Below are 22,419 nucleotides of genomic sequence, written 5' to 3' on the forward strand. Positions count from 1 at the left end.
AAGATGCTGATTCGCGGGTTCAAGTTCGGGATGCTGCTGCAATTGGCCGTTGGCCCGGTCTGCTTGTTTATATTTCAAACCGCCTCCATCCACGGCTTTTTTGCAGCGGAAGCCGGCGTACTTGGGGTCACGCTCGTCGACGGGCTGTATATGCTGGCGGCGATGCTGGGCCTTACCTCCCTACTGAACCGCAAACGGATCCGTCCCCTGCTCCATGGGCTCGGCGCGGCCGTGCTGGGGCTGTTCGGCGTAGGCGCGATACTGGGCGTTTTTCAGATTGCGATTCTGCCGAGCTTACCCCTGTCGGCCTGGGGCGGCGGAGAGAACGTCTGGGCGTACGCTACGCTGTTGACAGCCTCCAACCCGCTCACGATCCTGTTCTGGGCGGGCGTGTTTACCTCCAAAATCACCGAGGGGGGCGTTGGGCGCACCGATTTGCCCCGTTTTGCGCTGGGGGCTTTGCTGGCGACCTTCGCTTTCCTCACCTTGATCGCGCTGCTTGGCAGCTTGGCGAACACGTACCTTCCGCCGCGGCTGTCGCAGGTTTTGAACATTCTCGTCGGCCTCGCCCTGCTCGTTTTCGCACTACGCATGGCCGGAAAGGGGCGCAAATCTTAACAGGAAGCCCGAACGCTTTTCACGCTCCCTTAACATCCGTTCCTTATGCTGAACGTAAGAACTTCGCCCTCCGTCCGGCGGGCGAACCACCAGCAGGAGGGAATCCCATGCCGGCTTTATGGATGCATTTGGAGTACGGTCAACGGCTTGCGGCCGAATTTCGGGACCGTTTGCCCTTTTTAAGCGAGCTTCCGGCAAAACGCAATCTCTACCACGTCGGTTGCCAGGGACCGGATGTTTTGCTTTTTCACGGATTTTTATCTTTGCGCGGCCCCAGTCCGGCGGTACAACTCGGTAATCTGCTGCACAGCCGCAGTTGCGGACCGGTATTGGTCGATGTTTTTGCCCGAAGCCTCACGCACCCCATGCCCGGTCGCTCGGATGCCTTGTTGTATTTCCTCGGCTTTCTCACCCACCACCTGCTTGATCGCAATCTGCACCCCTATATCAACTGGAACGCCGGCTATAAAAGGCTGGACCACCAGCGCTTCGAAATCGCCTTGGACGCCGTATTCCTGCAACGGATAAAACAAGTTGACGTTTCGCGCCTGCCCGGATGGAAAGAAATCGACCTGAGAGCGGGGCTGCCGCTGCCCATCCGTCGGATTCTCCATGAGACGTCTATGGTTCATTACCCGGAAATGGACGGCTTTCCTTTGGCAAGCTGGCAAGCGGCTTACCGCGACATGCGGTTGGCTTTTCGCCTGTTGTTCGATCCCAAGGGTTGGAAGAAGTCGCTGGCGGTAGGCCCGGTTCGCGGATTGTTTTATCCGTCCGTCCCTTCCCTCACCGGCACCGGGACCGGCTTCCCGGACTACCTGAACGAACGGCAAGCCGAATGGCGGCATTCGGCCCTCCTTTCCGAAGTCCGAACGGAAAGCGTATGGGAGCTTTGGGAGCAGGCGCTCGCGGACGGCAGACGAGTACTTGAAACGCTGGCAGATTGGCTGAATGAAGAAAATCCCGAAGCGTTCACGCGGAAACGGGAACAGTTCCGGCAGACGTTAGGGGATCGCTCGTACGATACGGGAAAAGAATGCGTCAGCAATCTAGTTAATCTTTACGCGGAGCCGATTTGGAGCCGCAGGCAAACCGGTTAGTCGTCGACTTGAAAGCCGCCAGCGGGTCAGCGGATCAACACGGCTTGCGTGGGGGGTTGGGGTTTGCGCCGGATCAAACCTCCATAGTAAAATGGAACTCTGAATCAACAATCCCAGTTTGGCATGAAACGGAGAATGGACATGGCTGATACGTTAAAATCGATGTATAACGAGGCATTTCTGCGCGACTTCGGCGGCAAAGTGAATGGCGCCTACGCGCGCTTTGACGCGGAACGGTTCGTTGCCGACACGATGGACGATACGTGGGACGGACTGGAACTGAAGGCACGGATGCGGCAAATTACGCTAAAGCTGGGGGCGCAGTTGCCGGAGGCATTTTCGGAGGCGGTGGCCGTTCTGTTCACCATCGACGAATCCTGCGTCGGGTTTCCGTACCTGTTCTTTCCCGACTTCGTCGAGGTGTTCGGCAGCGCCGAAGCCGACTGGCCGCTCGCCATGCGGGCGCTGGAGCGGTTTACGTCGAAGTCGTCCGCCGAGTTTGCCGTCCGTTCGTTTATCGAGCGCGATCCCGCGCGGATGATGCGGCAGATGGCGGCATGGGCGGAACACGAGAACGAGCACGTGCGCCGCTTGGCGAGCGAGGGCTGCCGGCCGCGCCTTCCCTGGGGCCAAGCGCTGCCGATGTTCAAGCGAGACCCGGCGCCGATTCTGCCGATCCTTGAACGGTTGAAGGCCGATCCCAGCTTGTATGTCCGCAAGAGCGTAGCCAACAATTTGAACGACATCGCCAAGGACCATCCAGCGCTGGTGCTTGAGCTTGCGCGCCGTTGGAAAGACGCGCATCCGCACACCGACTGGATCGTGCGCCACGGCTGCCGCACCTTGATTCGCAAGGGCGGGCCGGAAGCGCTGGAGCTGTTCGGCTACGCCGCGGCCGGCGAAGGCGAGCCGTTGGTTACGTCGGCGGCGCTCTCGACCGAAGCGGCCGTGCTGCGCATCGGCGACAGCGGCGAGCTCCGCTACGAGCTGACGATTCGCGAGGGCGAACCGGCCAAGGTGCGCGTCGAATACGGCATCGACTTCGTCAAAGCGGGCGGCCGCACCTCGCGCAAGCTGTTCCTGCTGACGGACAAAACCGTTCCCGGGGGCGCCCGGATCGGCGGAACGCGCCGGCACGCTTGGGCCGATCTCACGACCCGCCGGCACTACCCCGGCGAGCACCGCATCGTGCTGCTGGTCAACGGCGTGGAAGCGGCCGAAACCGTATTAACGCTGCAAGCCGGCGGCGAATAGAGAAAAACCTGGCTCGTTGGCCAGGTCTTTCTGTTTTTTTTCGCGACTACTGGGTTCAAGTGCAAAAGTGCAGGCGATTTCGACCAAATCGCCCGTTGCGGACCCATTCAAGTGCGAAAGCGCATCTCATTTGCGCTCAAAAGCCCGTAACCCGCCTAACCTTCGTCAAACAGATGCACTTTTGCACTTCATCGCTTGAATATGGGGTTACACATCGCTACGAAATGCACATTTGCAGTTGAAGACTAGACATAGAGCGAGAAGGGGGCACCGTTTACCGTGAACTTGCCGGTTCCGAGTATCGATTAGCTGTTACTGACTACTGTTACCGAATGCTGCTACCGACTGCCGTGACCGATTATGTGACTGACTACTGCTACCGACTGCCATGACTGACTACTGTGACTGACTACGGTTACCGACTGCCGTGACCGACTAATGCTACTGACTACTGTGGATCGGTCACAGCTCCCGATGGCCGTCCCCGGAGCCGCCGCCTCACTCAATCGGCTTCAAGTTGTTCGTTTGTCCCCATCAAGGCTTTCCCCACCTTTGCCAGGTGCGATTTCATGGTTTCGGCCGCCCTGCGCGGATTCCGATCGCGAATCGCCTCCAGCATTTGCCGATGCTCCTGGAACAGGCGATGGGCCGATTCCTGCTCGCTGAACAGCCACAGGCTGCGGCTGTCCCGGATCGTGCGCATCATCATCGCCGAGATGCTCTCCATCATTTGCCGGAGCAGCGGGTTTTGCGTCGCTTTGGCGACGGCAAGATGGAAATTGACGTCGTGCACCTGACTGATTTCCTCGTTGCCGATCGCTTCCTCCATGAGGCTGACGATCCCCGCCAGCTCGTCCAAATCGGCTTCGCTCCGGTGGGCCGCCGCCAGCTCGATGCTCCCCACCTCCAGGATGCCCCGCACCTCCAGCAGCCGCCGCAAATCCTCACGATCCTTGATCTGCCGGGAAGCCATCGATTCCAGCGCCTGCGCCCGGACGTACGTTCCTCCGCCCTGCTTCGTCTCCAGCAATCCCCGCGCTTTCAAATGGCTGATCGCCTCACGGACGGTAGAGCGGCCGACGCGATAGCGCTTGGCCATGTTCTCGATCGTGTCGAGCTTTTCGCCCGGCTTGACCTTCCCCGTCTCGATGATCCGCTGCAGCTCTTCGGTGATGATCTCGTAGTTTTTTTTGCCCAAATCCATGATTGATCCCTCTTCCGACCGTAACGCTTCCGTAATAATAATTCCTAAATTACAGTCTATACAATCCCAGATCGTTATGGTAGATTTATTTCAAATTCAAAATTCATCTGATGACCTGACTAATTCAGATTATACCATGGGAACGGAGGAATGTGGATTGATCAGCCCCGAATTGAAAGAACAATTGAAAGACATCGTCGGCGACAAATGGGTTTTGGACCGTCCCGCCGAGCTGTACGCTTATTCCTACGACGCCACCCCGATGTATCAAGCCTTGCCCGACGCCGTCGTGTTGCCCGCATCGGCCCGCGAGGTATCTGCCGTTTTGCGGTTGGCCGATGCACACCGGATTCCGGTCATCCCCCGAGGCTCCGGCACCAATCTGGCAGCCAGCACGATTCCCGTGCACGGCGGGATCGTGCTGAACCTGAACCGGATGAATCAAATCCATGAAATCGATCCGCGTAACATGACGACCACGGTAGGTCCCGGCGTCGTGACCGCGAGCCTGCATCAAGCCGTGGAAACGCTGGGGTTGTTCTACCCGCCGGACCCCGGAAGCATGCGAATCTCCACGATCGGCGGCAATGTATCACAAGGAGCCGGCGGCATGCGCGGGCTCAAATACGGTGTGACCAAGGATTACGTCATGGGGCTCGAGTACGTGTTGCCCTCGGGCGACATCCTGCGATGTGGCGGCAAAAATGTGAAGGACGTCGCCGGATACGACATGACCCGGCTGCTCGTCGGTTCCGAGGGAACGCTGGCGATCATCACGGAGATTACGCTCAAGCTGCTCCCGCTGCCGGAGTCGAAGCGGACGCTGGTCGCTTTTTATCGCAATCTGGTCGATGCGGCCAGAACCGTGGAAGCCATCATCGCGGCCAAAATCATCCCCGCCACCATCGAATTCATGGACCAGGGCACGATGAAGGTCGTCGACGCGTTCGCGCATCTTGGCCTCCCGCTGGAAATGAAATCGATGCTGCTGATCGAGCAGGACGGTCCCGCGCCGGTCGTCGCTTCCGATATCGAGCGCATCGCGCAGATCGCCAAGGCCAACGGCGCCGCCGGCGTCGAAGTTGCCGGATCCCCGGAAGAGGGAGCCAAATTGCTGACCGCACGCAGGGCGGCCTTGTCCGCTCTATCCCGGTTAAAGCCGACCACGATCATGGAGGATGCCACGGTCCCCCGCTCCCGCCTGGCGGAAATGGTCGAAGAAATCGAACGGATCGCCGAGCGATATGAGCTGCAAATCTGCACGTTTGGCCATGCCGGCGACGGAAACCTTCACCCGACCTGCATGACGGACGAACGGAACCGGGAGGAAATCGAACGTGTCGAGCGGGCGTTTGAGGATATTTTTCATACAGCTATCCGCTTAGGCGGGACGATCACCGGTGAACACGGCGTCGGCTTGGCCAAGAAAGATTTCCTGCACCTGAAGGTCGGCGAATCCGGCCTGGAGCTGATGCGGCATATCAAAGCGGCATTTGATCCGCACGGAATCCTGAATCCGGGCAAAATATTCGCGGCCTCCGAGCGCCGGAGATGGGTGGTGCAGCAATGAGCGGAAACGGGCAAGCGCCGAAGGAAGATTTCAATCCGGCACCATGCGCCGCCGACGTCCCCGGTTCGGGACACCGCAGCAAGACCGGCTTACTGCAGCCGTTCGATCTGGATGAAATTATGAATTGCATGCACTGCGGTTTTTGCTTGCCGACCTGTCCAACCTACGTGCAAACGGGGCTGGAAACGTACAGCCCGAGAGGCCGGATCGCGCTGATGAAAGGCGTCGCCACGGGACAGCTCCCGGTGGATGCCGAGTTCGAGCACCATATGAACGCCTGCCTCGGTTGCCGCGCTTGCGAAACAGCTTGTCCGGCCGGCGTGCCGTACGGCGGGTTGCTGGAGACGGCGCGAGAGGTCGTGCAGGAAACGAAAAAGATCGCGGAACGCCCCTCCGCTGTACGCCATTTGATTTTCAAGCGGATTTTTCCGCATCCCAAACGGGTCCGGCGGCTGGGCCACCTCCTCTGGGCAGTCCAAACACTGGGTCTGCAATCATTGGCCAACCGAACCGGCCTTGTCCGGATCCTGCCTAAAGCGTTGGCCGAGATGCAAAAGTCGGTTGGCACCGTCGCTTCCCCCCGCAAACGCCGCACGCGGGTATCGCGGATGAAGGCGGAAGGCGAAACGCGACTGACGGTTGGAATGTTCACCGGCTGCATTATGGATGTGATGTTCTTCGAGACGAACCAGGCAACGGCGCGGCTGTTGACGAAAGCCGGTTGCGACGTGGTTTTTGTGGAAGCGCAAAACTGCTGCGGGGCGATGCACGCCCACTCCGGGGAGATGAGCGGGGCGAAGGAACTGGCCCAACGGAATATCGAGGCGTTTGAGCGGGCCGGCGTCGACTTCGTCGTCAACAATGCCGGCGGATGCGGAGCGGCGCTGAAGGAGTACGGGCATTGGTTCAAGGACGACCCCGTCTGGGAGGAACGCGCCCGGCGGTTTGCTTCCCGGAACCGCGACGCGAATGAACTTTTGGCGGAGCTCCCTCCCCTGCGGTTCAGCAAGCCGCTGCCGTATACTGTCACGTATCAGGACTCCTGCCACCTTGCGCACGGCCAAGGGGTCCGAAACCAGCCCCGCGAGCTGCTTCGCCGCATCCCTGGCCTGAAGCTCGTCGAAATGCGCCAGCCCGACGGCTGCTGCGGCTCTGCCGGCACGTACAATCTCACGCAGTTCGACATGTCGATGCAGATCCTGGATGGCAAGATGGAGCAGGTAGGGGATACGCAAGCCCGCCTGATTGTCACCTCCAACCCCGGCTGCCTGCTGCAAATGAAGCAAGGCATTCGGCGCGCTGGCCTGGAGGGGCAAATGGAAGCCGTCCACATTATCGATTTGCTGGACCGGGCCCTGTAAGGGGTCCGGTTTTCGCTTCTGGTTTTGGCTTCCGGTTTTGCTGCATCGGCAGGGGGAATCGCGCCATGCCAGGGTTCCGCGTTTTACGCCCCCCCCACTTGCCTAGCCTCCATCATGCTAAGATTTCCACCTAGTTGTCAAAAAAGCGGCAATACCGCTCGAAAGAAGTGGAGGTATTCACCTTATTTCCTCAACTTCGCCGGATTTGAGCGAAATAGAGTGATTCTATCACCTTAAGTGACTCCAACTGCCCGCATTGCGCCCAAACTCCGAGCAATAGCGTTACATTTTCACCCTATTTCCTCACTATCGTCCAATTTGAGCAAAATAGAGTGAATCTATCACCTTATGTTACTCCAAGTGCCTGCATTTCGCCCAATCGCCAAGCAATAGCGTTACATTTTCACCCTATTTCCTCACTATCGCCGAATTTGAGCGAAATAGAGTGATTCTATCACCTTATGTTACTCCAAGTGCCTGCATTTCGCCCAATCACCAAGCAATAGCGTTACTTTTTCACCCTATTCCCTCACCTTCGCTGAATTTGAGCAAAATAGAGTGAATCTATCACCTTATGTTACTCCAAGTGCCTGCATTTCGCCCAATCACCAAGCAATAGCGTTACTTTTTCACCTTATTTCCTCTCCATCGCCCGAATTGAGCGAAATAGAGTGATTCTATCACCTTATGTGACTCCAACTGCCCGCATTTCGCACTAGCCTTGCACCAAACCTGACATAAGAAAAATAATATTCTCACAAATTCCTAAATATTGAAGAAATTGATGGAATCACTCTGGAAATCCATAAAAAAACTCCTAATGTTGAAGGATAGGCATGTTACCCATTCCTCTCACAAAAGGAGCTCACCATGGGTAATGTACCAGATCAGACCGTCATTTGTAAATGCCTAGATTACATGGATTTATCCGACGATCATTTTCCGTTGTTTAATTATCGTCGCAAGTTCACTTTCGTCAAAGCGGTTAAGCTGTTGATCGAAGCCCAATTAAGCCAACGTAGCGATTTGGAGGCCATTAGCCTTCATCTCGATGCGAATCCGCAGTTACAACAAGATATTGGTCTTGTCCGCATCAGCGCTTCTCAGATTGACCGGACCTTAAACGCACTTCCATTAGTGGAACTGCAAGAGCTTTGGTTCCAATTGATCTCTAAGCAAAATCAGGTTTGTTCAGCGCAAAAAGGGGCTCATCTCGGAAAGCTGCGCATCATCGATTCGACGGTGTTGTCTCTTCCAGAGATGGCGGGTAAATGGGCTTATAATTCACAGACAAGCAATGGCATTAAGATTCATACGAGTGTCGTATTAGCCCGCCCAGGCCTCTGCTATTGCGATCAGATGGTCTGTTCCACTCGAGGCGTCGCAGACTCGGAAGTCGCGCTGGATCTCGTCGTCGATCCCAAGGCGATTCATGTGATGGACCGCGGTTACATTGTGTATAGCCAATTCAAGCATTGGTTAGAAAACAATATTCGCTTCGTCGCACGTATCCAGAAAAACAGCCGAACCGTTGTGAAGGAAGAACGCGATGTTTCCGAGTTCCCTTCGATCCTTCGCGATGCCGATGTCACCGTATCCTACACGGATAAAGAAACGAAAGAACAAGTGGAGGTTTCTTTGCGATTGGTGGAATACATCGATGACAAAGAACGTCTGTACCGGGTTCTGACAAACGTATGGGATCGAGCAGCTGTACAGATCAGTGACATCTATCGTGGGCGCTGGGCCATCGAGCTGTTTTTCAAATGGATGAAACAACATGTAAGTCTTGTTCATCTATACAGCTACAAGCCAGAGGCGGTGTGGAACCAAATCTATTTGGCGATGATTGCTCATGCCTTACTGCAGTTGATTCATCAAGAGTCCGCACCCCCTCAGCGCTTGTGGTCCTTTTTGAAGATGCTGCGAGCGTATATAACATCCTCATGGACTGCATTTGTGGAGCGATTGAACCGCAAGCCGACCAAGCATTCACTTGGTAGGCGTAAGAAAAAGAAGCTCGGTCGCCCTCGAAAGCATCCTAAGGTGCACAAGACCGTAAAATTGATCAAGAAATAGTTACACAAGGGCATATATACAATAATTGGTAACATGATCCTATGCTTACAGGGAGATCGACTTTTTGGCGATGAGCCTGGATAACTAACTGCAAAATATTTGATCTAGATACATTTCATGTATACTTTTGATTCTTAATCCAATCCATGTCAGCTTCTATGCAAGGCTAGTGCGCATTTCGCCCAATCACCAAGCAATAGCGTTACTTTTTCACCTTATTTCCTCACTATCGCCTAATTTGAGCAAAATAGAGTGAATTTATCACCTTAAGTGACTCCAACTGCCCGCATTTCGCCCAATCACCGAGCAATAGCGTTACCTTTTCACCTTATTTCCTCACCTTCGCCCAATTTGAGCGTAATAGAGTGAATCTATCACCTTAAGTGACTCCAACTGTCCGCATTTCCCCCAACCCCCGAGCAATAGCGTTACTTTTTCACCCTATTTCCTCACTATCGCCCGATTTGAGCGAAATAGAGTGATTCTATCACCTTATGTGACTCCAACTGCCCGCATTGCGCCCAATCTCCGAGCAATAGCGTTACTTTTTCACCCTATTTCCTCACCTTCGCCGGATTTGAGCGAAATAGAGTGATTCTATCACCTTAAGTGACTCCAACTGCCCGCATTGCGCCCAAACTCCGAGCAATAGCGTTACATTTTCACCCTATTTCCTCACTATCGTCCAATTTGAGCAAAATAGAGTGAATGTATCACCTTATGTTACTCCAACTGCCTGCATTTCGCCCAATCACCGAGCAATAGCGTTACTTTTTCACCCTATTTCCTCACCTTCGCCGGATTTGAGCAAAATAGAGTGAATCTATCACCTTATGTTACTCCAAGTGCCTGCATTTCACCCAATCACCAAGCAATAGCGTTACTTTTTCACCTTATTTCCTCTCCATCGCCCGAATTGAGCGAAATAGAGTGATTCTATCACCTTAAGTGACTCCAACTGTCCGCATTTCGCCCAATCACCGAGCAATAGCGTTACTTTTTCACCCTATTTCCTCACTATCGCCTAATTTGAGCGAAATAGAGTGAATTTTTCACCTTAAGTGACTCCAACTGTCCGCATTTCTCCCAATCTCCGAGCAATAGCGTTACTTTTTCACTTCCGCTTCGCTCCGGAAAGAGAACATCCGATATCAGCGGCTTAGCCACGCTATTTCGACAAAAAAACGGCGTTTTCCAAAGCGGGAAACGCCGTCGTTTTCGGCCGGGCGGCTTAGCCGCGCCCGGCCTCCAGCGCGCGCAGCGCCAGCATGACCGCGCCGTAGGCCGCGTCATGCTGGCGCTGCGCGCAGGTGAGCGCCGGGAAGCGCTGGTTCAGCGCCTCCCGGAAGCCCGCCTGCACGTGCGCGCTGCGGAGCAGCACGCTCCCGGCCATGGCCAGCTCGCCCGCTTGCAGGGCGAGCCGTTCGGCCACGGGAGCGGCCAGATCCGCCAAGGCGATCGCGCTGCGCCGCGCGATCGCCAGCGCCGCCGCATCGCCAAGCTCGCAGGCGTGCGACAATAACGGGGCCAATGCGGCGATGTCCTTCTTGTTCGTGCGTTTGTCGTACACGAACCCGATCAATTGCCGCACCGAGCCCAGCTGCAGCTGCGCGAAGACCAGCTCCGTGATCGCGGTGGGGGCGATCCGGCCGTCCGCCGCCCGGACGACCGCGCCGAGCAGCTCACGGCCGATGGAGTAGCCGCTGCCTTCGTCATCGATCAGGTGGCCGCAGCCCCCCGTCCGATGCGTATCGCCGCGCGCATTCCGGCCGAAGCAGATCGACCCGGTGCCGGCGATCAGGACGATCCCGTACGGGCGCTCCAAAGCGCCGCACAGCGCGGTTTCGTGATCGCCGACCAGCGTCAAACCGCCGGCATGCCCGTTCGTGCGGACGAGCGACGTCAGCCGCTCCGACACCGCCGGGTTGCTGATCCCGGCGGCGCCGAGACTAATATGTTCCAACCGCTTCGGATCGCCGACAATCCTTACCGCGTTCTCCAGAATGTCCTTCATCGTGCGTTCCACCGCATCCGCATCCTGGCCGTTAAGATTCAAGGGGCCCGCCTCGAAGCTTTGCACCACTTTTCCGTTCTCGTCGGCCACCGTCACGGCCGTCTTGGTGCCGCCGCCGTCGATGCCTGCCACATACCTCATCCTCATCTTCCTTCCTTCAGCAAGATGGCAATCCGCCCGCCCGGCACCGCTTAGCGTTTGAACCAGCGACGCCAACGCCGTCGGCGTAGATCAAACGATCCCTGCGTTCCCCTCATGAATAAAGATGATACTGCCGTTTCATCTCTGCGAACGCGGCGCTTTCCGCCCGGAACTGCTCCAGCAAGTCCGGCAGCGGCACCGCAGCTTCCCGGTACAGCTTGTCGCCGCTCAGCAAATCGATGAACGGCTTGCCGTTCTCCTGACCCGGCGGCAGGAAAGCGAATGCCTCATAGTTCCGCCGAATCGTCTCCAGCAGCGTAAAGCCGGTTTCCACCGCCTTCAGCGCCCGCGGATCCGTCACGTACAGCTGAACGCCGCCGCAAAGCTCGCCGACATGCTTGGACGTCGTCGGCTTGAAATAGACCGGCCGGAACCGCACGCCCGGCAGGCGTTTGCCGTTCATTTCCGCGGCCAGCGCCTCCGGCTCGATGTACGGCGCGCCGATCATTTCGAACGGAAAACTGGTCCCCCGTCCCTCCGACAGGTTCGTCCCTTCGAACAGGCAGGTGCCGCCGTACAAGAGCGCGGTTTCGAACCGCGGCATGTTCAGCGACGGGTGCACCCAAATCCGCCTCGTTTCCGGAAACAGCATGCTCCGTTCCCAGCCTTGGCACGGAACGACATGCAGCTCCGCATGCCAGCCCATCTGATCGTTCGCCATCGTTGCCACTTCCCCGGCGGTCAGACCGTACCGGACGCATAACGGGTAATTGCCGACGAACGATTCGAACCCCGGCTTCAGCACATTGCCTTCCACCGTGATGCCGTCCAGCGGATTGACCCGGTCCAGCACGATAAACGGTTTGCCCGCCTTGGCGCAATCCTCCAGGGCGTACAGCATCGTATAGATGTACGTATAATAACGAATGCCTACGTCCTGAATGTCGTACACGACCGCATCGACCGCATCCAGCATTTCCGGCGTCATCCGCTTGGAATCCCGGCGGTACAAACTGTGCACCGGCACGCCCGTCAACGGGTCGACATAAGCGTCGACCCGGGCGCCGGCCGCCGCATCCCCGCGAACGCCGTGCTCCGGCGAAAACAAAGCCGCAAGATGGAACCGTTCATGCAGCAGTTGAATCGTAGAGACGAAGTCGGAGGTCAGTCCCGTCGGCGACGTAATCAACCCGAGCCTTTGGCCTTGCAGCAGTTTGGTATGCGCAGCAAGCTGATCAATCCCGTTTTTCACCACAATGCACTCATCCCCTCTCTTCAATTGACGCCGGCCAACGTTCGCACTCGCACCCCTGAAACGGATAACTGATCTTTCCCATCACCACGGGACGGGACGCCCCGGTCACGCCCGGGAGATTGTTCGGACGCCCGGCCAGCGTGCAGCCGGCCAGCAGCGCAAACGCCACCGCTTCCTTGGCGTCGCTGCTGTGCCCGAGATCCTCCTGCGTCAGCACGGCGACGCCCATCGCATTCATCTCGTCCCGAAGCATGTTCATCAGCACGGGGTTATAGCTCCCGCCTCCCCCAACGATCAAGGCGTCGGCAGCGTGCCGGTCCCGGACAAACCGCCGGTAACCTTCGCCGATCGTCCACGCGGTCAGCCGTGTCACCGTCGCCGCGAGGTCCTCGGCCGTCAGGCCGTGCCGCGCCCGGTAGTCCAGCAACCGGTCGACGTAAGACGCGCCGAAGAGCTCCCTGCCGGTCGACTTGGGAAGCGGCTGGCGGTAATAGGGCTCGCCCTTCAATTCCTCGAGCAGCCCGGCATGAACCCGGCCGCGTCCGGCCAGCCTTCCGCCGGCGTCCATCCTCTCTTTGCCTCCCGTCAACCGGGCGACTACGCCGTCGATCAGCAAATTTCCGGGACCGGTGTCGAACGCGTACACCTCATACGCCCGGCAGCCTTTGGGAAGGACCGTCATATTGCCGATGCCTCCGATGTTCTGCAACAGCAGGGTTCGCTTCTCCTCCCGATACAGCATATATTCCGTGAAAGGAACGAGCGGCGCGCCCTGACCGCCTACGGCCAGATCGGCGACGCGGAAATCGGAAACGCAAGGGATGCCGGTCCGTACCGCAATGACCGCTCCTTCACCGATCTGCACCGTAAATCGCAAATCCAAACCGTCCGCCGCCTGCCTCTCCGGCGCATGATAAATCGTCTGCCCGTGCGAGCCGATCCAGGCGATGTCGCCGGGGGTTAAGCCCGCTTGGCGAATCACGGTAAGCGCCGCTTGCGCGAACAGCTCGCCGAGCCATACGTTGAGCCGTCCGACCCGATCGACCGTCGCTTGCCGGGGATCGAACATCGCAAAGATTTCCGCCCTCGCGCCATCCGGATAAGGCAGATTCTCGAACGCCACCAGTCGCGCTTCCGGTTTGCCGATACCGCTAAGATCCCCCCGAATCTCCACCACGGCCGCATCGATGCCGTCGACGGAAGTCCCGGACATCAGCCCTACCGCAAAACGACGGGTTTCGGCTACCGCCCCCATTCCCTCCAAACCCACCTTCGCCATCAACCCTTCACCGCCCCCACGGTCACGCCTTCCAGGAAGTATTTCTGCAGGCTAAAGAACAAGACGAACATCGGCAGCGCCGAAATCGTCGCACCCGCCATCATTGGCGCGAAATACGTCGTGTTGGCGAACCGGAAATTTTTGAGGCCGACCTGAATCGTTTGCATGTCCATCGTGTTCGTCACCAGAAACGGCCAGAAGAACGTATTCCAACTGTCCATGAAAGTCAATATCGCCATTACCGCCATCACGGTTTTGGACAGCGGCAGGACGACCTTAGTGAAGATTTGGAATTGATTGCAGCCCTCCACTTTGGCGCACTCCAGAATTTCCGAAGGGATCGAAGTCATGAACTGCTTGGCGAGAAAAATATTAAAGACGGTGACCAGCCCCGGCAAAATCAAGGCTCCGTACGTATTTTCAATCTGAAACACATTGACGATCAAAATGTAAAGCGGCACCTGCGTCACTTGATACGGGATCATCATCGCGCACAGCAAAATCGAAAACAACACCGATCTGCCGCGGAAGCGGATTTTGGAGAAGGCGTAACCCGCCAAAGTGGCAAAAGCGACGTTAAACACCATGACGCTGGTCGCCACGATCAACGAGTTGAGCAGCCAGCGGTATGAATGCTCGCTATAATCGAAGAAAAAACGGTAGGACTCCAAAGAGACCTTGCCCGGCCATAAGGAATAGCTGAGCGCCCCCGCTTCCACGGGATCGCCGAAGGACGAGATGATCATGAAATAAATCGGGAAAAGCGTCGCGAGCGCGAAAAGCAAAAGAACGAGCATCAGCCCCGCGTTCCGGATCAGCTTGACTTGTTTGTGCCCTGTGTGGGTGCTGTATAACGCCATGGGGTCCTCCTCCTCTCACGCGCTAATATTCGACGTCGCCAGCCATAGACTTGAATTGGATCAGCGAGATGCCGGCGATAATCACCGTCAGGACCAGGGATTGCGCCGCCGCTTCGCCGAATTCGAAATATTTGAACGCATTGTTGAAAATCAGCAGCCCCACCATCGTGGTCGCGTTGTCCGGCCCGCCGCCGGTCATCAGGTAGGCGTTCTGGAACACCTGGAACGAACCGATGACCCCGGTCACAAGCAAAAACAACGTCGTCGGCTTGAGGCAAGGGATCACGATATGCCACAGCTTCTGAGTGAACGAAGCCCCATCCAGCTCCGCCGCTTCATAATAACTGTTGTCGATTCCGAGCAACGCCGCCAAATAAATGATGATGCTCGTGCCGTGGCTGGACAACCAGGCCATGAGCACCAGCGAAAACATCGCCGTCGTGCTGGACCCCAGCCAGTTCTGGTTCGCAATACCGAACAGGCTAAGCAGCCGGTTCAAAATCCCGCTCGTCATCGGGTCGAAGATCCACAGCCAGACAACCGATAAGGCCACGCCGGAAGCGACCGCCGGCAAATAATATATCGCTTTGAACGTCGTTTGCAGCCCTTTCCGCAGCGGAAGGATCATGATCGCGACGGCGAAGGACAGGAATAAGGACACCGGAACGGTGAGAATCGTGTAGACGACCGTATTTTTGATCGATTTCCAAAACAGGGAATCCGTGAAGGTGTTTGCGTAATTTTCGAACCCGACGAAACTGGAACCCAGCGGTTTATATTCCTGAAAACTGATGATCAAGGCGCTGACAACCGGGTAGGCCGTAAAAATCGCGTAGACGACCAGCGCCACGGCGATAAAGGCATACGCCCAGGCAGCGTCTCCCTTAAGCCGCAAGATCTTCGTTGTCGTCGTCTTTGCCGTTTGCATTTTTGCAGGCTGGGCCATAACGTCCAAACTCCTTTGCGTTAGAGTAACGAACGGTTCGGATCACCGCGCAATCTCTCGCGCGATGATCCGTTAGCCTTGAGGCTAGTCGATCACGACGCCGTCTTCGCCGAACAGCTTGATCGCTTCGCTTTTCACCGCTTCATACATGTCCTCCGGCGTAATTTCATCGGCCAGCAAGGCTTGCAGCTTCGGGATGATGACCTCGTCCTCCAGCTTGATCGCTTGCGCCCCAAGCTCCACCGGGATGTCCGGACGGGCCGGGTTGGCATGCGACAGCAGCGTTTCGACCGCAGCCACGTTATCCGGATTCCGGTTTACCGTCATGTCTTTGGCGGCTTCTCTCGCGCTCTTCGTGATATGGGCCGCAAACAAGTCGTTGTTCGTCGTGGCCGCCACCTTGCCGCTGGCCAGGAAATAGGCGGCCTTCACAACGTTCGCTTTATGCTCGGCGGTCGGCTCCTTCTTGCCGCGGAAGGTGACGTAACCGTCCACGACCGTGCTGGAGATCGGCGCTTGCCCGAGGAACGTCGGCACCGGAAGCACGATGTACTCGACCGGAATGCTGCCGGCTACGGCGCTGCCGTCGTTGGCCTTCAGCTTCTCGTTGTTCTGGTTTGCCGAATTTTCGAAGGTCGCCAGACCTTTCCCGGTGATCATCGTTTGCCCGGTGAGGAACATGTTCCAGCGTTTGCCGGCATCCACGGAGCTCAGTTCCTTCGGCATCGAGCCGTCGTCGATCAGTTGGCGGACCGCCTTCAGCACCTCCAGATAATTTTTGCTCGTATAGGCAAATTTCAAATCCTTCGTAAACGCCGCCGGCATGCCCGCATTTTTGATCAGAATGTTCAAATAGTCCTTCGCCGTCACGCCGGAAGTCGCAAATACGAATCCGTAGCGTTTGGTCGTATCGCCTTCCTTGACGACTCCCTTTTTGATCGCTTCGCGGAACTCTTCGTACGTCCAGCCGTTTTGCTGCACGTCTTTCCAGTCGATCCCCGCTTCCTCGAGAAATTGCTTGTTCCCGCCGAGCGCGTGAACTTCCATGTAGGCCGGGAATCCGTAAAGTCCCTCGCCTTTCTTCATGTATTCGAGCGGGGTCGGATCATAGTCCGCGATCATCTCCGGCGTGACCGTGTCCGTGATGTCCATGAGCATGCCCTGCTGCACGTATTTGGAAATGCCGTCCGAGCCGATGAAGGCGATGTCCGGAGGACTGCCGGCATTCACTTGCGTATCCAGCTTTTGCGTCATGTCCTCCCAACTGGCCGGTTCGATTTTCAAGGTTAAATGGGGGTAAAGAGCGCTGAAGTCTTGTTCCATTTGCTCAAAATGACTTTGAAAATTGCCGGAAACCGGCGGAAGCAGCGCGGTGATCGTGTCTTTGGCCTCGGCCGGCGCGTTTGCGGACCCACCGGAATTGTTCGGGGCCGCGGTATTGCCGCCATTTGCGGCATTGTTCCCGGAGCCGCATGCCGTCAATAAGGCGATGGATAGGGTAAAAGCCAATACGGATATCAGTACATGCCTTTTTCTCATGGATAATCCTCCCCCTGGATGATCGTGCTAGACGATTTCATTATGCGTGCGGATGGCCCGCTTCAGATTGCCTTCGCACTCGTTCAGTACGCGCTCGGCCTGCCCGGTATCCATTCCCGTCTTGATCATGAGAATGGCCAGCTTGCAGTTGAGCGACGCTTTCTTCAGGACCTCGGCTGCGGTCTCGCCGTCTACCCCGGTGGCGATTTTGATGATGCGGATGGAACGGTCGTACAGCTTCTTGTTGCTGGCTTTCAAGTCGACCATCAGGTTGTTGTACGTTTTCCCCAGCTTCACCATCGTGCAGGTCGTGAGCATGTTGAGCACCAGTTTTTGCGCCGTTCCCGCCTTAAGCCGGGTAGAGCCCATAATGACTTCCGGTCCGACGACGGGTGCGATGCAAATGTCGCAAATCTCCTCAAGCTTCGAGCGTTTGTTGTTCACGATGCCGATGGTAGTTGCCCGAAGCTCGGCGGCTTTCTTCAGTCCGGCGATGACGAAGCTGGCGCTGCCGCTGGCGGAAATGCCGATGACGGCATCCTTGTCCGACACCCCCAGCCGTTCGATTAACGCGATCCCCTCCTCTTCACTGTCCTCATACCCTTCGACGGCCACTCTTAAAGCGAGATCTCCTCCGGCGATATGACCTTGCACCATTGCAGGATCGATGCCGAAGGTGGGCGGACATTCCGAAGCGTCGAGCACTCCCAGTCTTCCGGAGGTCCCCGCCCCTATATAAAACATTCTTCCACCCTGCTTGAGCAGATGGTGCAGAATATCCACCGCCTTGGTGATCTGCGGAATTTCCGCGGCTACGGAGGCGGGCACCGTGGCATCCTCCCGATTGAGCAGACGCAGCATTTCTTCGGTCGAGCATTCATCAATCATTTGCGTGTTCCGGTTGATGGCCTCCGTCGTCAGCCCGGCAAAATATTGTTCCATGGCGCTCTCCTTCTCCTCACTGATGATCTGGTCTGATTCATGCGTTTCTTGAGTCATATATTAAAGTGGAAAACTTTGTATCGTCAATAGATTCTGAAATAAAATTTTATAATGCAATTTAATTTTGATTTTTTATTCTATTTTTCAACAAAAAAAGACATCGGATCGCAGGACCCCATGTCTTCGGACGTTTCGTTGATGGTTATCTCTTGTGCTTGCCGGCTAATATATTGTGCGTTTTGGACAAATATTTCTTCACGTTCTGGTATTCCGCGCTGGCCACCCCGGCGAACAGCATATCGATCACCGTCAGCATCGCGATGCGCGAACCCATCGCTCCGCTGCGCATCGTTACCTCGGGCGTGGAAATACCAAGCAGGATATCCGCTTTATCGGCGAGCTCGCTCTTGTTGTATTTCGTAATGGCGATGGTTGTAGCGCTGCTCTTCTTGGCGATATCGAGCGTTTCCAGAATCTCCACCGTATCGCCGGAATTGGAGACGAAGATCGCGACGTCCCCTTTGCCGAGCAGCGTCACCGCTGTCAGTTGACTGTGGCCGTCGGTGTACGCATGGCACATCTTGTTGATTCTTGAAAATTTCTGCTCCCCGTCCCGGCACACCAACCCGGATGCGCCAATCCCGAAGAAGACGATACGGTTCGATGCTCGCAGCGCTTTGACGGCTCGGGCAACCTCGACGCGGTCCAGCACGCTGAGCGTGTCCTCGATGGACTTCATGTTGTTGCGCGAGATGTTGGCGATAATCGTGTTCAGATCATCGCCCGGCTGGATATCGGTATATTGGTCCTTGCGCTCATCCTCCATCGAACCGAGTGCCGCCGATATGCTGACGATAAAGCTGCGGTAGCCGCTATACCCCATCGTTTTGCAGAAGCGGAGTACGGAAGCGTCACTCGTCTTGCTGAGCTTGGCCAAGCTCTTGATCGACAGGTGGGGGATCTCCTCCATATTGGCCAGAATATATTCCGCCACCATTCGCTCTACCGGCGTCAGGCTCTCCTTCATATCGCGGATTTTAATCAGAATATTATCGTTAATCGCCATATACATTACCTACTCACTCTGGTTATGATGACTAGACTCGCATTCATATATTAAGCGCAAACCTGACAAAAAACAAGCAAACGATGTGAATTTTTTTGGAAATTCGTTTGCAAGGTTTGGCAATTTATTTTAAAGTTAATATGACTTTATGAGTTTAATTTGCGAATATTATTATCGCAATTTAAAAGACAAACCCAGATTCTTCCCAGTGTTGGCTTGAAATCATACAGACGGATATCCTACCGGGTGTCGGTTTGAATGTTTAAGGTAATTATTCCCATGTTTGGATGATGCGCTAACGTATCATGTCTGGACTTTCAGACTTGCAAGGGAAGGGGTTGGGGGCGAACCATTCTGGAAATGATGGAGTAGGAATCGCAAAAATAAAGAATATGAGGAGGAAAAGAACCATGCCTATTGACGCTTATTTGTACTTCGACGGCAACTGCCGCGAAGCGGTCGAGTTTTATGCCAAAGCGTTTGGCGTCGAGCAACCGCAGATCATGACCTTCGGCGAAGCGCATTCCGCCGAGCCGAATCATACGCTTCCCGAAGAAGCGAAAGACCGGGTCATGCACGCCAACCTGAAGGTCAGCGGCAGCAACCTGATGTTCTCCGACGTGTTCCCGGGTTCACCCTATACCGTCGGAACCAATATCAGTTTGGCGCTCGTCAGCCAAAACCGCGAAGAAATCACTTCCGCCTTCGAACGGCTGAAAGAAGGCGGCTCGGTCCGCATGGAGCTGCAGGAAACGTTCTGGAGCCCCTGCTACGGCAACGTTACGGACCGATACGGCATCGAATGGCAGCTTAGTTACGACGACGGAAGAAACGTCATGTGATTAAAATTCGAACCAGTTCACGCGGGGAGCGGCTAATTTTGCTGTCGGATGGGCTTTCCGGGCTCCCAGTTCCAGCACCGCCGCGATCCGCTCTCCCGGTTCGACGCCATAAAGCCGACACGACTTGGGATCGTAAATCCATTCGGGTCTGGTCCGGCGCACGCCCCAAGGCTTGGATTTGGCCAATAGCTCAACGTTCTGGATCAGGCAGCATACCGCCGCGAAATCCTCCTCCCGCTTGTGCGGATCCGACTCTTCCTTCGCCACGACGAGGAGACGTGCCTTCGCACCTTCCGGAATGGCCTCTTGAACATTACCGCCCGTTTCCCCGCCGGTCGCGAAAATAAATCGCCACGGTTCCCTCATCCCGTCATTCGGTGCCCAAACGGCGGCGTTCAGCATATCGAGAATGCTGCGCTCGGATAGCGCCCCGGCATCGGACGGCATTCCCGGAAGCTCTCCGCTCCCATGTAGGACCGTCCATTTTTGCTCCGCCGGCGTTCTTTTCCGCCCTTTCGGCGCTTTATCGAAATAACCCATATGCAAAATGCCGACAAATCTCTCACCCTCCCGCACACCGATTCTCGTAAAAAACGACTCGCTCTGCAGGAAAGGCTCCGTATCCCATAACGCGCCCAAGCCACGCTCCCAAGCCAGCAATTGCAACGTCTGCATGATGCTGCAGGCAGCGGCGTAATTTTCATCGCTTTGGCGCGGGTCGGCGCCGGATTCCGCCACGACGATCAGGTGCGCAGGAATATCCGTTACCCTCTTGGCGATCAGTTTGGCGGGGATCAGTTTGCCCAGCTTGCTGTCCAGCATCTTGGCCATCATGTAGTCCGCGAGCCGCTCTCTCGATTCCGGCGTACCGGCATAGATGCAGCGCCACCGCGGCGTTCCTTCGCATTCATATAATTCCGCCGCCTCGTTGATAAGAGCCGCGACCAGTTCCCGAGATACCGGCGAAGCGTTAAATTTCCGGATCGTTCTGCGCTCCAGAATCGTTTGGGAAAAATCCATCCTCATACCCCTCTCACTCATTTTGTTTACTAGTAAACTATCAACGTAAAAAAATTACGTCTTCCGCTCATGGATCTGTTTAGCCATCCCTCGAAGAAAACGCAAAATCGTCTGGAGCTCGCGATCGGAATAGTCGTTTAAAAACCGCATAAACCGCCGCTCTTCTTCTTGATGCAGAGCTTCGTGCAGCTTGTACAGTTCGTTCCCCTGAGGCGTAAGCCGGAAATACACTTCCTTGCGGTTGTCGTTAAGCTGGATTCGCTCGATATATCCGAGCGACAACAGCTTCGTGCTGATCTTCGTAATGCTCGCTTTCGACAAATTCATTTTCTCCGCAACCGCCGAATGGTTGATCGGTTCGTGATCGCCGATGCACTCCAGGACGTGGATGGTCGACAAGTTGCCCGGCAATCCCGGCAGATCCTTGACCTCGCCCCACGCCTTCAGTTCCGAGAGCTCCAACTCCAGAGCCTGTTCGTATAAATGAGAGTAATGCAGAACCTGCTCGTAAATCAACGCCTTAATCCGATCGGAAGAATCCATCCCTTCGCCTCACGCTCCATTTCGTTTACTTGTAAACTAAAATACCATAAATGAAATCCCCGATCAAGGGATGGCCGCCAAATCTCAGCGGCCGTCACTTCCCGCGGAAAAGTACTGCTTCAACGCGTCCGCAATCGCCCTGGCGGCTTTTTCCTGCCCCGCCTCGCTTAGCAATACGGTCTCGTTGCCGGGATTCGTCAAAAACCCAATCTCCGCCAAAACCGCCGGTACCTCGCTCGTCCGCAGCACCTTCCAGTCTTCTTGGCGAATTCCCCGGTCCTTAAAACCCAAAGCATCGATCAAGTGCCGGTGAATGATTTGCGCCAGATCGCTGCTGCCATCCCCTTCAGCGAAATAATAGGTTTCCGTACCGGAAACCGCCTCCGGCCCCTCATACGTATTCCCGTGCAACGATATCAATGCGTCGGCCTGCATCTCGTTGGCGAGCCTGGCCCGTTCCTCCAAAGCTATGAAACTATCATGATTCCGCGTTAAATAAGGTTCGAACATCGAATCGAGCTGAAGCAACTCATAGACGCGCTGCGCGAGCGAAAGCGTAAAATCCTTCTCCTCCACGCCGCTGACGCTGGTCGCTCCCGGATCCTTTCCCCCGTGGCCGGGATCGATGACGATCCGGTACGCCCCTTCCGTCTTGCCCGGAACGACGGTTTCCTGCCCGGCCGATGGCGCAGAGGACAAAAGACTACGCCCGTTACCAGCGTCGGTTCGACCGTCACCGATCGCAAATACGCCGCCTAAGAACAGCAAAACAAATACAATGATCAT

Annotated in this window: 19 protein-coding genes; 7 read left to right on the top strand and 12 right to left on the bottom strand. The window is 56.0% G+C overall.

All coding sequences use genetic code 11. From position 1 onward, the window contains the following. Positions 1-3: 3 nt before the first annotated feature. The 3 genes from ACZF99_RS14105 (at position 4) to ACZF99_RS14115 (ending at position 2,972) form a co-directional block, all read left to right on the top strand. Complete coding sequence (locus ACZF99_RS14105; RefSeq protein ID WP_483605700.1) at positions 4-618, top strand: LysE family translocator; 615 nt, start codon at positions 4-6, stop codon at positions 616-618. Between the two features lie 107 nt (positions 619-725). Further along, a complete protein-coding gene (locus tag ACZF99_RS14110) occupies positions 726-1,718 on the top strand; it encodes a zinc dependent phospholipase C family protein (protein ID WP_483605701.1) in 993 nt (330 codons plus the stop codon). A gap of 141 nt (positions 1,719-1,859) precedes the next feature. Next, positions 1,860-2,972 carry a DNA alkylation repair protein gene (locus ACZF99_RS14115; RefSeq protein ID WP_483612727.1) on the top strand — a complete coding sequence of 371 codons (1,113 nt, stop codon included), beginning with the start codon at positions 1,860-1,862 and terminating at the stop codon, positions 2,970-2,972. A 502-nt stretch (positions 2,973-3,474) separates the two neighbouring features. Here the strand turns inward: ACZF99_RS14115 and ACZF99_RS14120 are convergent. Continuing rightward, on the bottom strand, positions 3,475-4,176 hold the full coding sequence (locus ACZF99_RS14120) for a FadR/GntR family transcriptional regulator (RefSeq protein WP_483605703.1): 702 nt from the start codon (positions 4,174-4,176) through the stop codon (positions 3,475-3,477). Positions 4,177-4,333: 157 nt separating this feature from the next. On the opposite strand from ACZF99_RS14120, the gene ACZF99_RS14125 reads away from it, so the two are divergent. The 3 genes from ACZF99_RS14125 to ACZF99_RS14135 all read left to right on the top strand — a co-directional run bounded on the left by ACZF99_RS14125 (position 4,334) and on the right by ACZF99_RS14135 (position 9,186). Then, positions 4,334-5,746 carry an FAD-binding oxidoreductase gene (locus ACZF99_RS14125; protein WP_483605705.1) on the top strand — a complete coding sequence of 471 codons (1,413 nt, stop codon included), beginning with the start codon at positions 4,334-4,336 and terminating at the stop codon, positions 5,744-5,746. Positions 5,747-5,865: 119 nt separating this feature from the next. After that, positions 5,866-7,107, top strand: coding sequence for a (Fe-S)-binding protein (locus ACZF99_RS14130; protein ID WP_483612729.1), 1,242 nt, complete (start codon positions 5,866-5,868; stop codon positions 7,105-7,107). Positions 7,108-8,025: 918 nt separating this feature from the next. Next, positions 8,026-9,186, top strand: coding sequence for an IS4 family transposase (locus ACZF99_RS14135; protein WP_483605706.1), 1,161 nt, complete (start codon positions 8,026-8,028; stop codon positions 9,184-9,186). Between the two features lie 1,231 nt (positions 9,187-10,417). Here ACZF99_RS14135 and ACZF99_RS14140 read toward each other — a convergent pair. The 8 genes from ACZF99_RS14140 to ACZF99_RS14175 form a co-directional block, all read right to left on the bottom strand. Further along, on the bottom strand, positions 10,418-11,341 hold the full coding sequence (locus ACZF99_RS14140) for an N-acetylglucosamine kinase (protein WP_483605707.1): 924 nt from the start codon (positions 11,339-11,341) through the stop codon (positions 10,418-10,420). 112 nt (positions 11,342-11,453) lie between these two features. Continuing rightward, positions 11,454-12,596: an exo-beta-N-acetylmuramidase NamZ family protein gene (locus ACZF99_RS14145; protein WP_483612731.1), complete on the bottom strand. Its 1,143-nt coding sequence runs from the start codon at positions 12,594-12,596 to the stop codon at positions 11,454-11,456. Positions 12,597-12,603: 7 nt separating this feature from the next. Then, positions 12,604-13,875: an anhydro-N-acetylmuramic acid kinase gene (locus tag ACZF99_RS14150; RefSeq protein ID WP_483605709.1), complete on the bottom strand. Its 1,272-nt coding sequence runs from the start codon at positions 13,873-13,875 to the stop codon at positions 12,604-12,606. Continuing rightward, positions 13,875-14,735, bottom strand: a complete 861-nt coding sequence (locus tag ACZF99_RS14155) for a carbohydrate ABC transporter permease (RefSeq protein WP_483605710.1) — start codon at positions 14,733-14,735, stop codon at positions 13,875-13,877. Before ACZF99_RS14155 ends, ACZF99_RS14150 begins: the two co-directional genes overlap by 1 nt. Positions 14,736-14,757: 22 nt before the next feature. Further along, a complete protein-coding gene (locus ACZF99_RS14160) occupies positions 14,758-15,663 on the bottom strand; it encodes a carbohydrate ABC transporter permease (protein WP_483612733.1) in 906 nt (301 codons plus the stop codon). Between the two features lie 102 nt (positions 15,664-15,765). Beyond that, on the bottom strand, positions 15,766-17,220 hold the full coding sequence (locus tag ACZF99_RS14165) for an ABC transporter substrate-binding protein (RefSeq protein ID WP_483605711.1): 1,455 nt from the start codon (positions 17,218-17,220) through the stop codon (positions 15,766-15,768). A gap of 27 nt (positions 17,221-17,247) precedes the next feature. Then, on the bottom strand, positions 17,248-18,162 hold the full coding sequence (gene murQ / locus ACZF99_RS14170; RefSeq protein WP_483605712.1) for an N-acetylmuramic acid 6-phosphate etherase: 915 nt from the start codon (positions 18,160-18,162) through the stop codon (positions 17,248-17,250). Between the two features lie 202 nt (positions 18,163-18,364). Beyond that, a complete protein-coding gene (locus ACZF99_RS14175; RefSeq protein WP_483605713.1) occupies positions 18,365-19,228 on the bottom strand; it encodes a MurR/RpiR family transcriptional regulator in 864 nt (287 codons plus the stop codon). Positions 19,229-19,638: 410 nt separating this feature from the next. Between ACZF99_RS14175 and ACZF99_RS14180 the strand changes: the two genes are divergently transcribed. Further along, positions 19,639-20,070: a VOC family protein gene (locus ACZF99_RS14180; RefSeq protein ID WP_483605715.1), complete on the top strand. Its 432-nt coding sequence runs from the start codon at positions 19,639-19,641 to the stop codon at positions 20,068-20,070. Here ACZF99_RS14180 and ACZF99_RS14185 read toward each other — a convergent pair whose 3' ends face one another. From ACZF99_RS14185 to ACZF99_RS14195, 3 genes are all read right to left on the bottom strand, one after another. Beyond that, complete coding sequence (locus tag ACZF99_RS14185; RefSeq protein WP_483605716.1) at positions 20,071-21,090, bottom strand: nitroreductase family protein; 1,020 nt, start codon at positions 21,088-21,090, stop codon at positions 20,071-20,073. A 54-nt stretch (positions 21,091-21,144) separates the two neighbouring features. Then, positions 21,145-21,633, bottom strand: a complete 489-nt coding sequence (locus tag ACZF99_RS14190) for a MarR family transcriptional regulator (RefSeq protein ID WP_483605717.1) — start codon at positions 21,631-21,633, stop codon at positions 21,145-21,147. Between the two features lie 84 nt (positions 21,634-21,717). After that, positions 21,718-22,419, bottom strand: coding sequence for an N-acetylmuramoyl-L-alanine amidase family protein (locus ACZF99_RS14195; protein ID WP_483605718.1), 702 nt, complete (start codon positions 22,417-22,419; stop codon positions 21,718-21,720).

The sequence above is a fragment of the Paenibacillus sp. JL3B1040 genome (genome assembly GCF_057063165.1).

Bases quoted from the DNA above. Each gene is read 5' to 3' on its own strand.
- ACZF99_RS14195 (WP_483605718.1), bottom strand. From the start codon at position 22,419: ATGATCATTGTATTTGTTTTGCTGTTCTTAGGCGGCGTATTTGCGATC.
- ACZF99_RS14105 (WP_483605700.1), top strand. From the start codon at position 4: ATGCTGATTCGCGGGTTCAAGTTCGGGATGCTGCTGCAATTGGCCGTT.
- ACZF99_RS14175 (WP_483605713.1), bottom strand. From the start codon at position 19,228: ATGGCGATTAACGATAATATTCTGATTAAAATCCGCGATATGAAGGAG.
- murQ (WP_483605712.1), bottom strand. From the start codon at position 18,162: ATGGAACAATATTTTGCCGGGCTGACGACGGAGGCCATCAACCGGAAC.
- ACZF99_RS14135 (WP_483605706.1), top strand. From the start codon at position 8,026: ATGGATTTATCCGACGATCATTTTCCGTTGTTTAATTATCGTCGCAAG.
- ACZF99_RS14160 (WP_483612733.1), bottom strand. From the start codon at position 15,663: ATGCAAACGGCAAAGACGACGACAACGAAGATCTTGCGGCTTAAGGGA.
- ACZF99_RS14115 (WP_483612727.1), top strand. From the start codon at position 1,860: ATGGCTGATACGTTAAAATCGATGTATAACGAGGCATTTCTGCGCGAC.
- ACZF99_RS14120 (WP_483605703.1), bottom strand. From the start codon at position 4,176: ATGGATTTGGGCAAAAAAAACTACGAGATCATCACCGAAGAGCTGCAG.
- ACZF99_RS14150 (WP_483605709.1), bottom strand. From the start codon at position 13,875: ATGGCGAAGGTGGGTTTGGAGGGAATGGGGGCGGTAGCCGAAACCCGT.
- ACZF99_RS14110 (WP_483605701.1), top strand. From the start codon at position 726: ATGCCGGCTTTATGGATGCATTTGGAGTACGGTCAACGGCTTGCGGCC.
- ACZF99_RS14130 (WP_483612729.1), top strand. From the start codon at position 5,866: ATGAATTGCATGCACTGCGGTTTTTGCTTGCCGACCTGTCCAACCTAC.
- ACZF99_RS14185 (WP_483605716.1), bottom strand. From the start codon at position 21,090: ATGGATTTTTCCCAAACGATTCTGGAGCGCAGAACGATCCGGAAATTT.
- ACZF99_RS14155 (WP_483605710.1), bottom strand. From the start codon at position 14,735: ATGGCGTTATACAGCACCCACACAGGGCACAAACAAGTCAAGCTGATC.
- ACZF99_RS14140 (WP_483605707.1), bottom strand. From the start codon at position 11,341: ATGAGGTATGTGGCAGGCATCGACGGCGGCGGCACCAAGACGGCCGTG.
- ACZF99_RS14165 (WP_483605711.1), bottom strand. From the start codon at position 17,220: ATGAGAAAAAGGCATGTACTGATATCCGTATTGGCTTTTACCCTATCC.
- ACZF99_RS14190 (WP_483605717.1), bottom strand. From the start codon at position 21,633: ATGGATTCTTCCGATCGGATTAAGGCGTTGATTTACGAGCAGGTTCTG.
- ACZF99_RS14180 (WP_483605715.1), top strand. From the start codon at position 19,639: ATGCCTATTGACGCTTATTTGTACTTCGACGGCAACTGCCGCGAAGCG.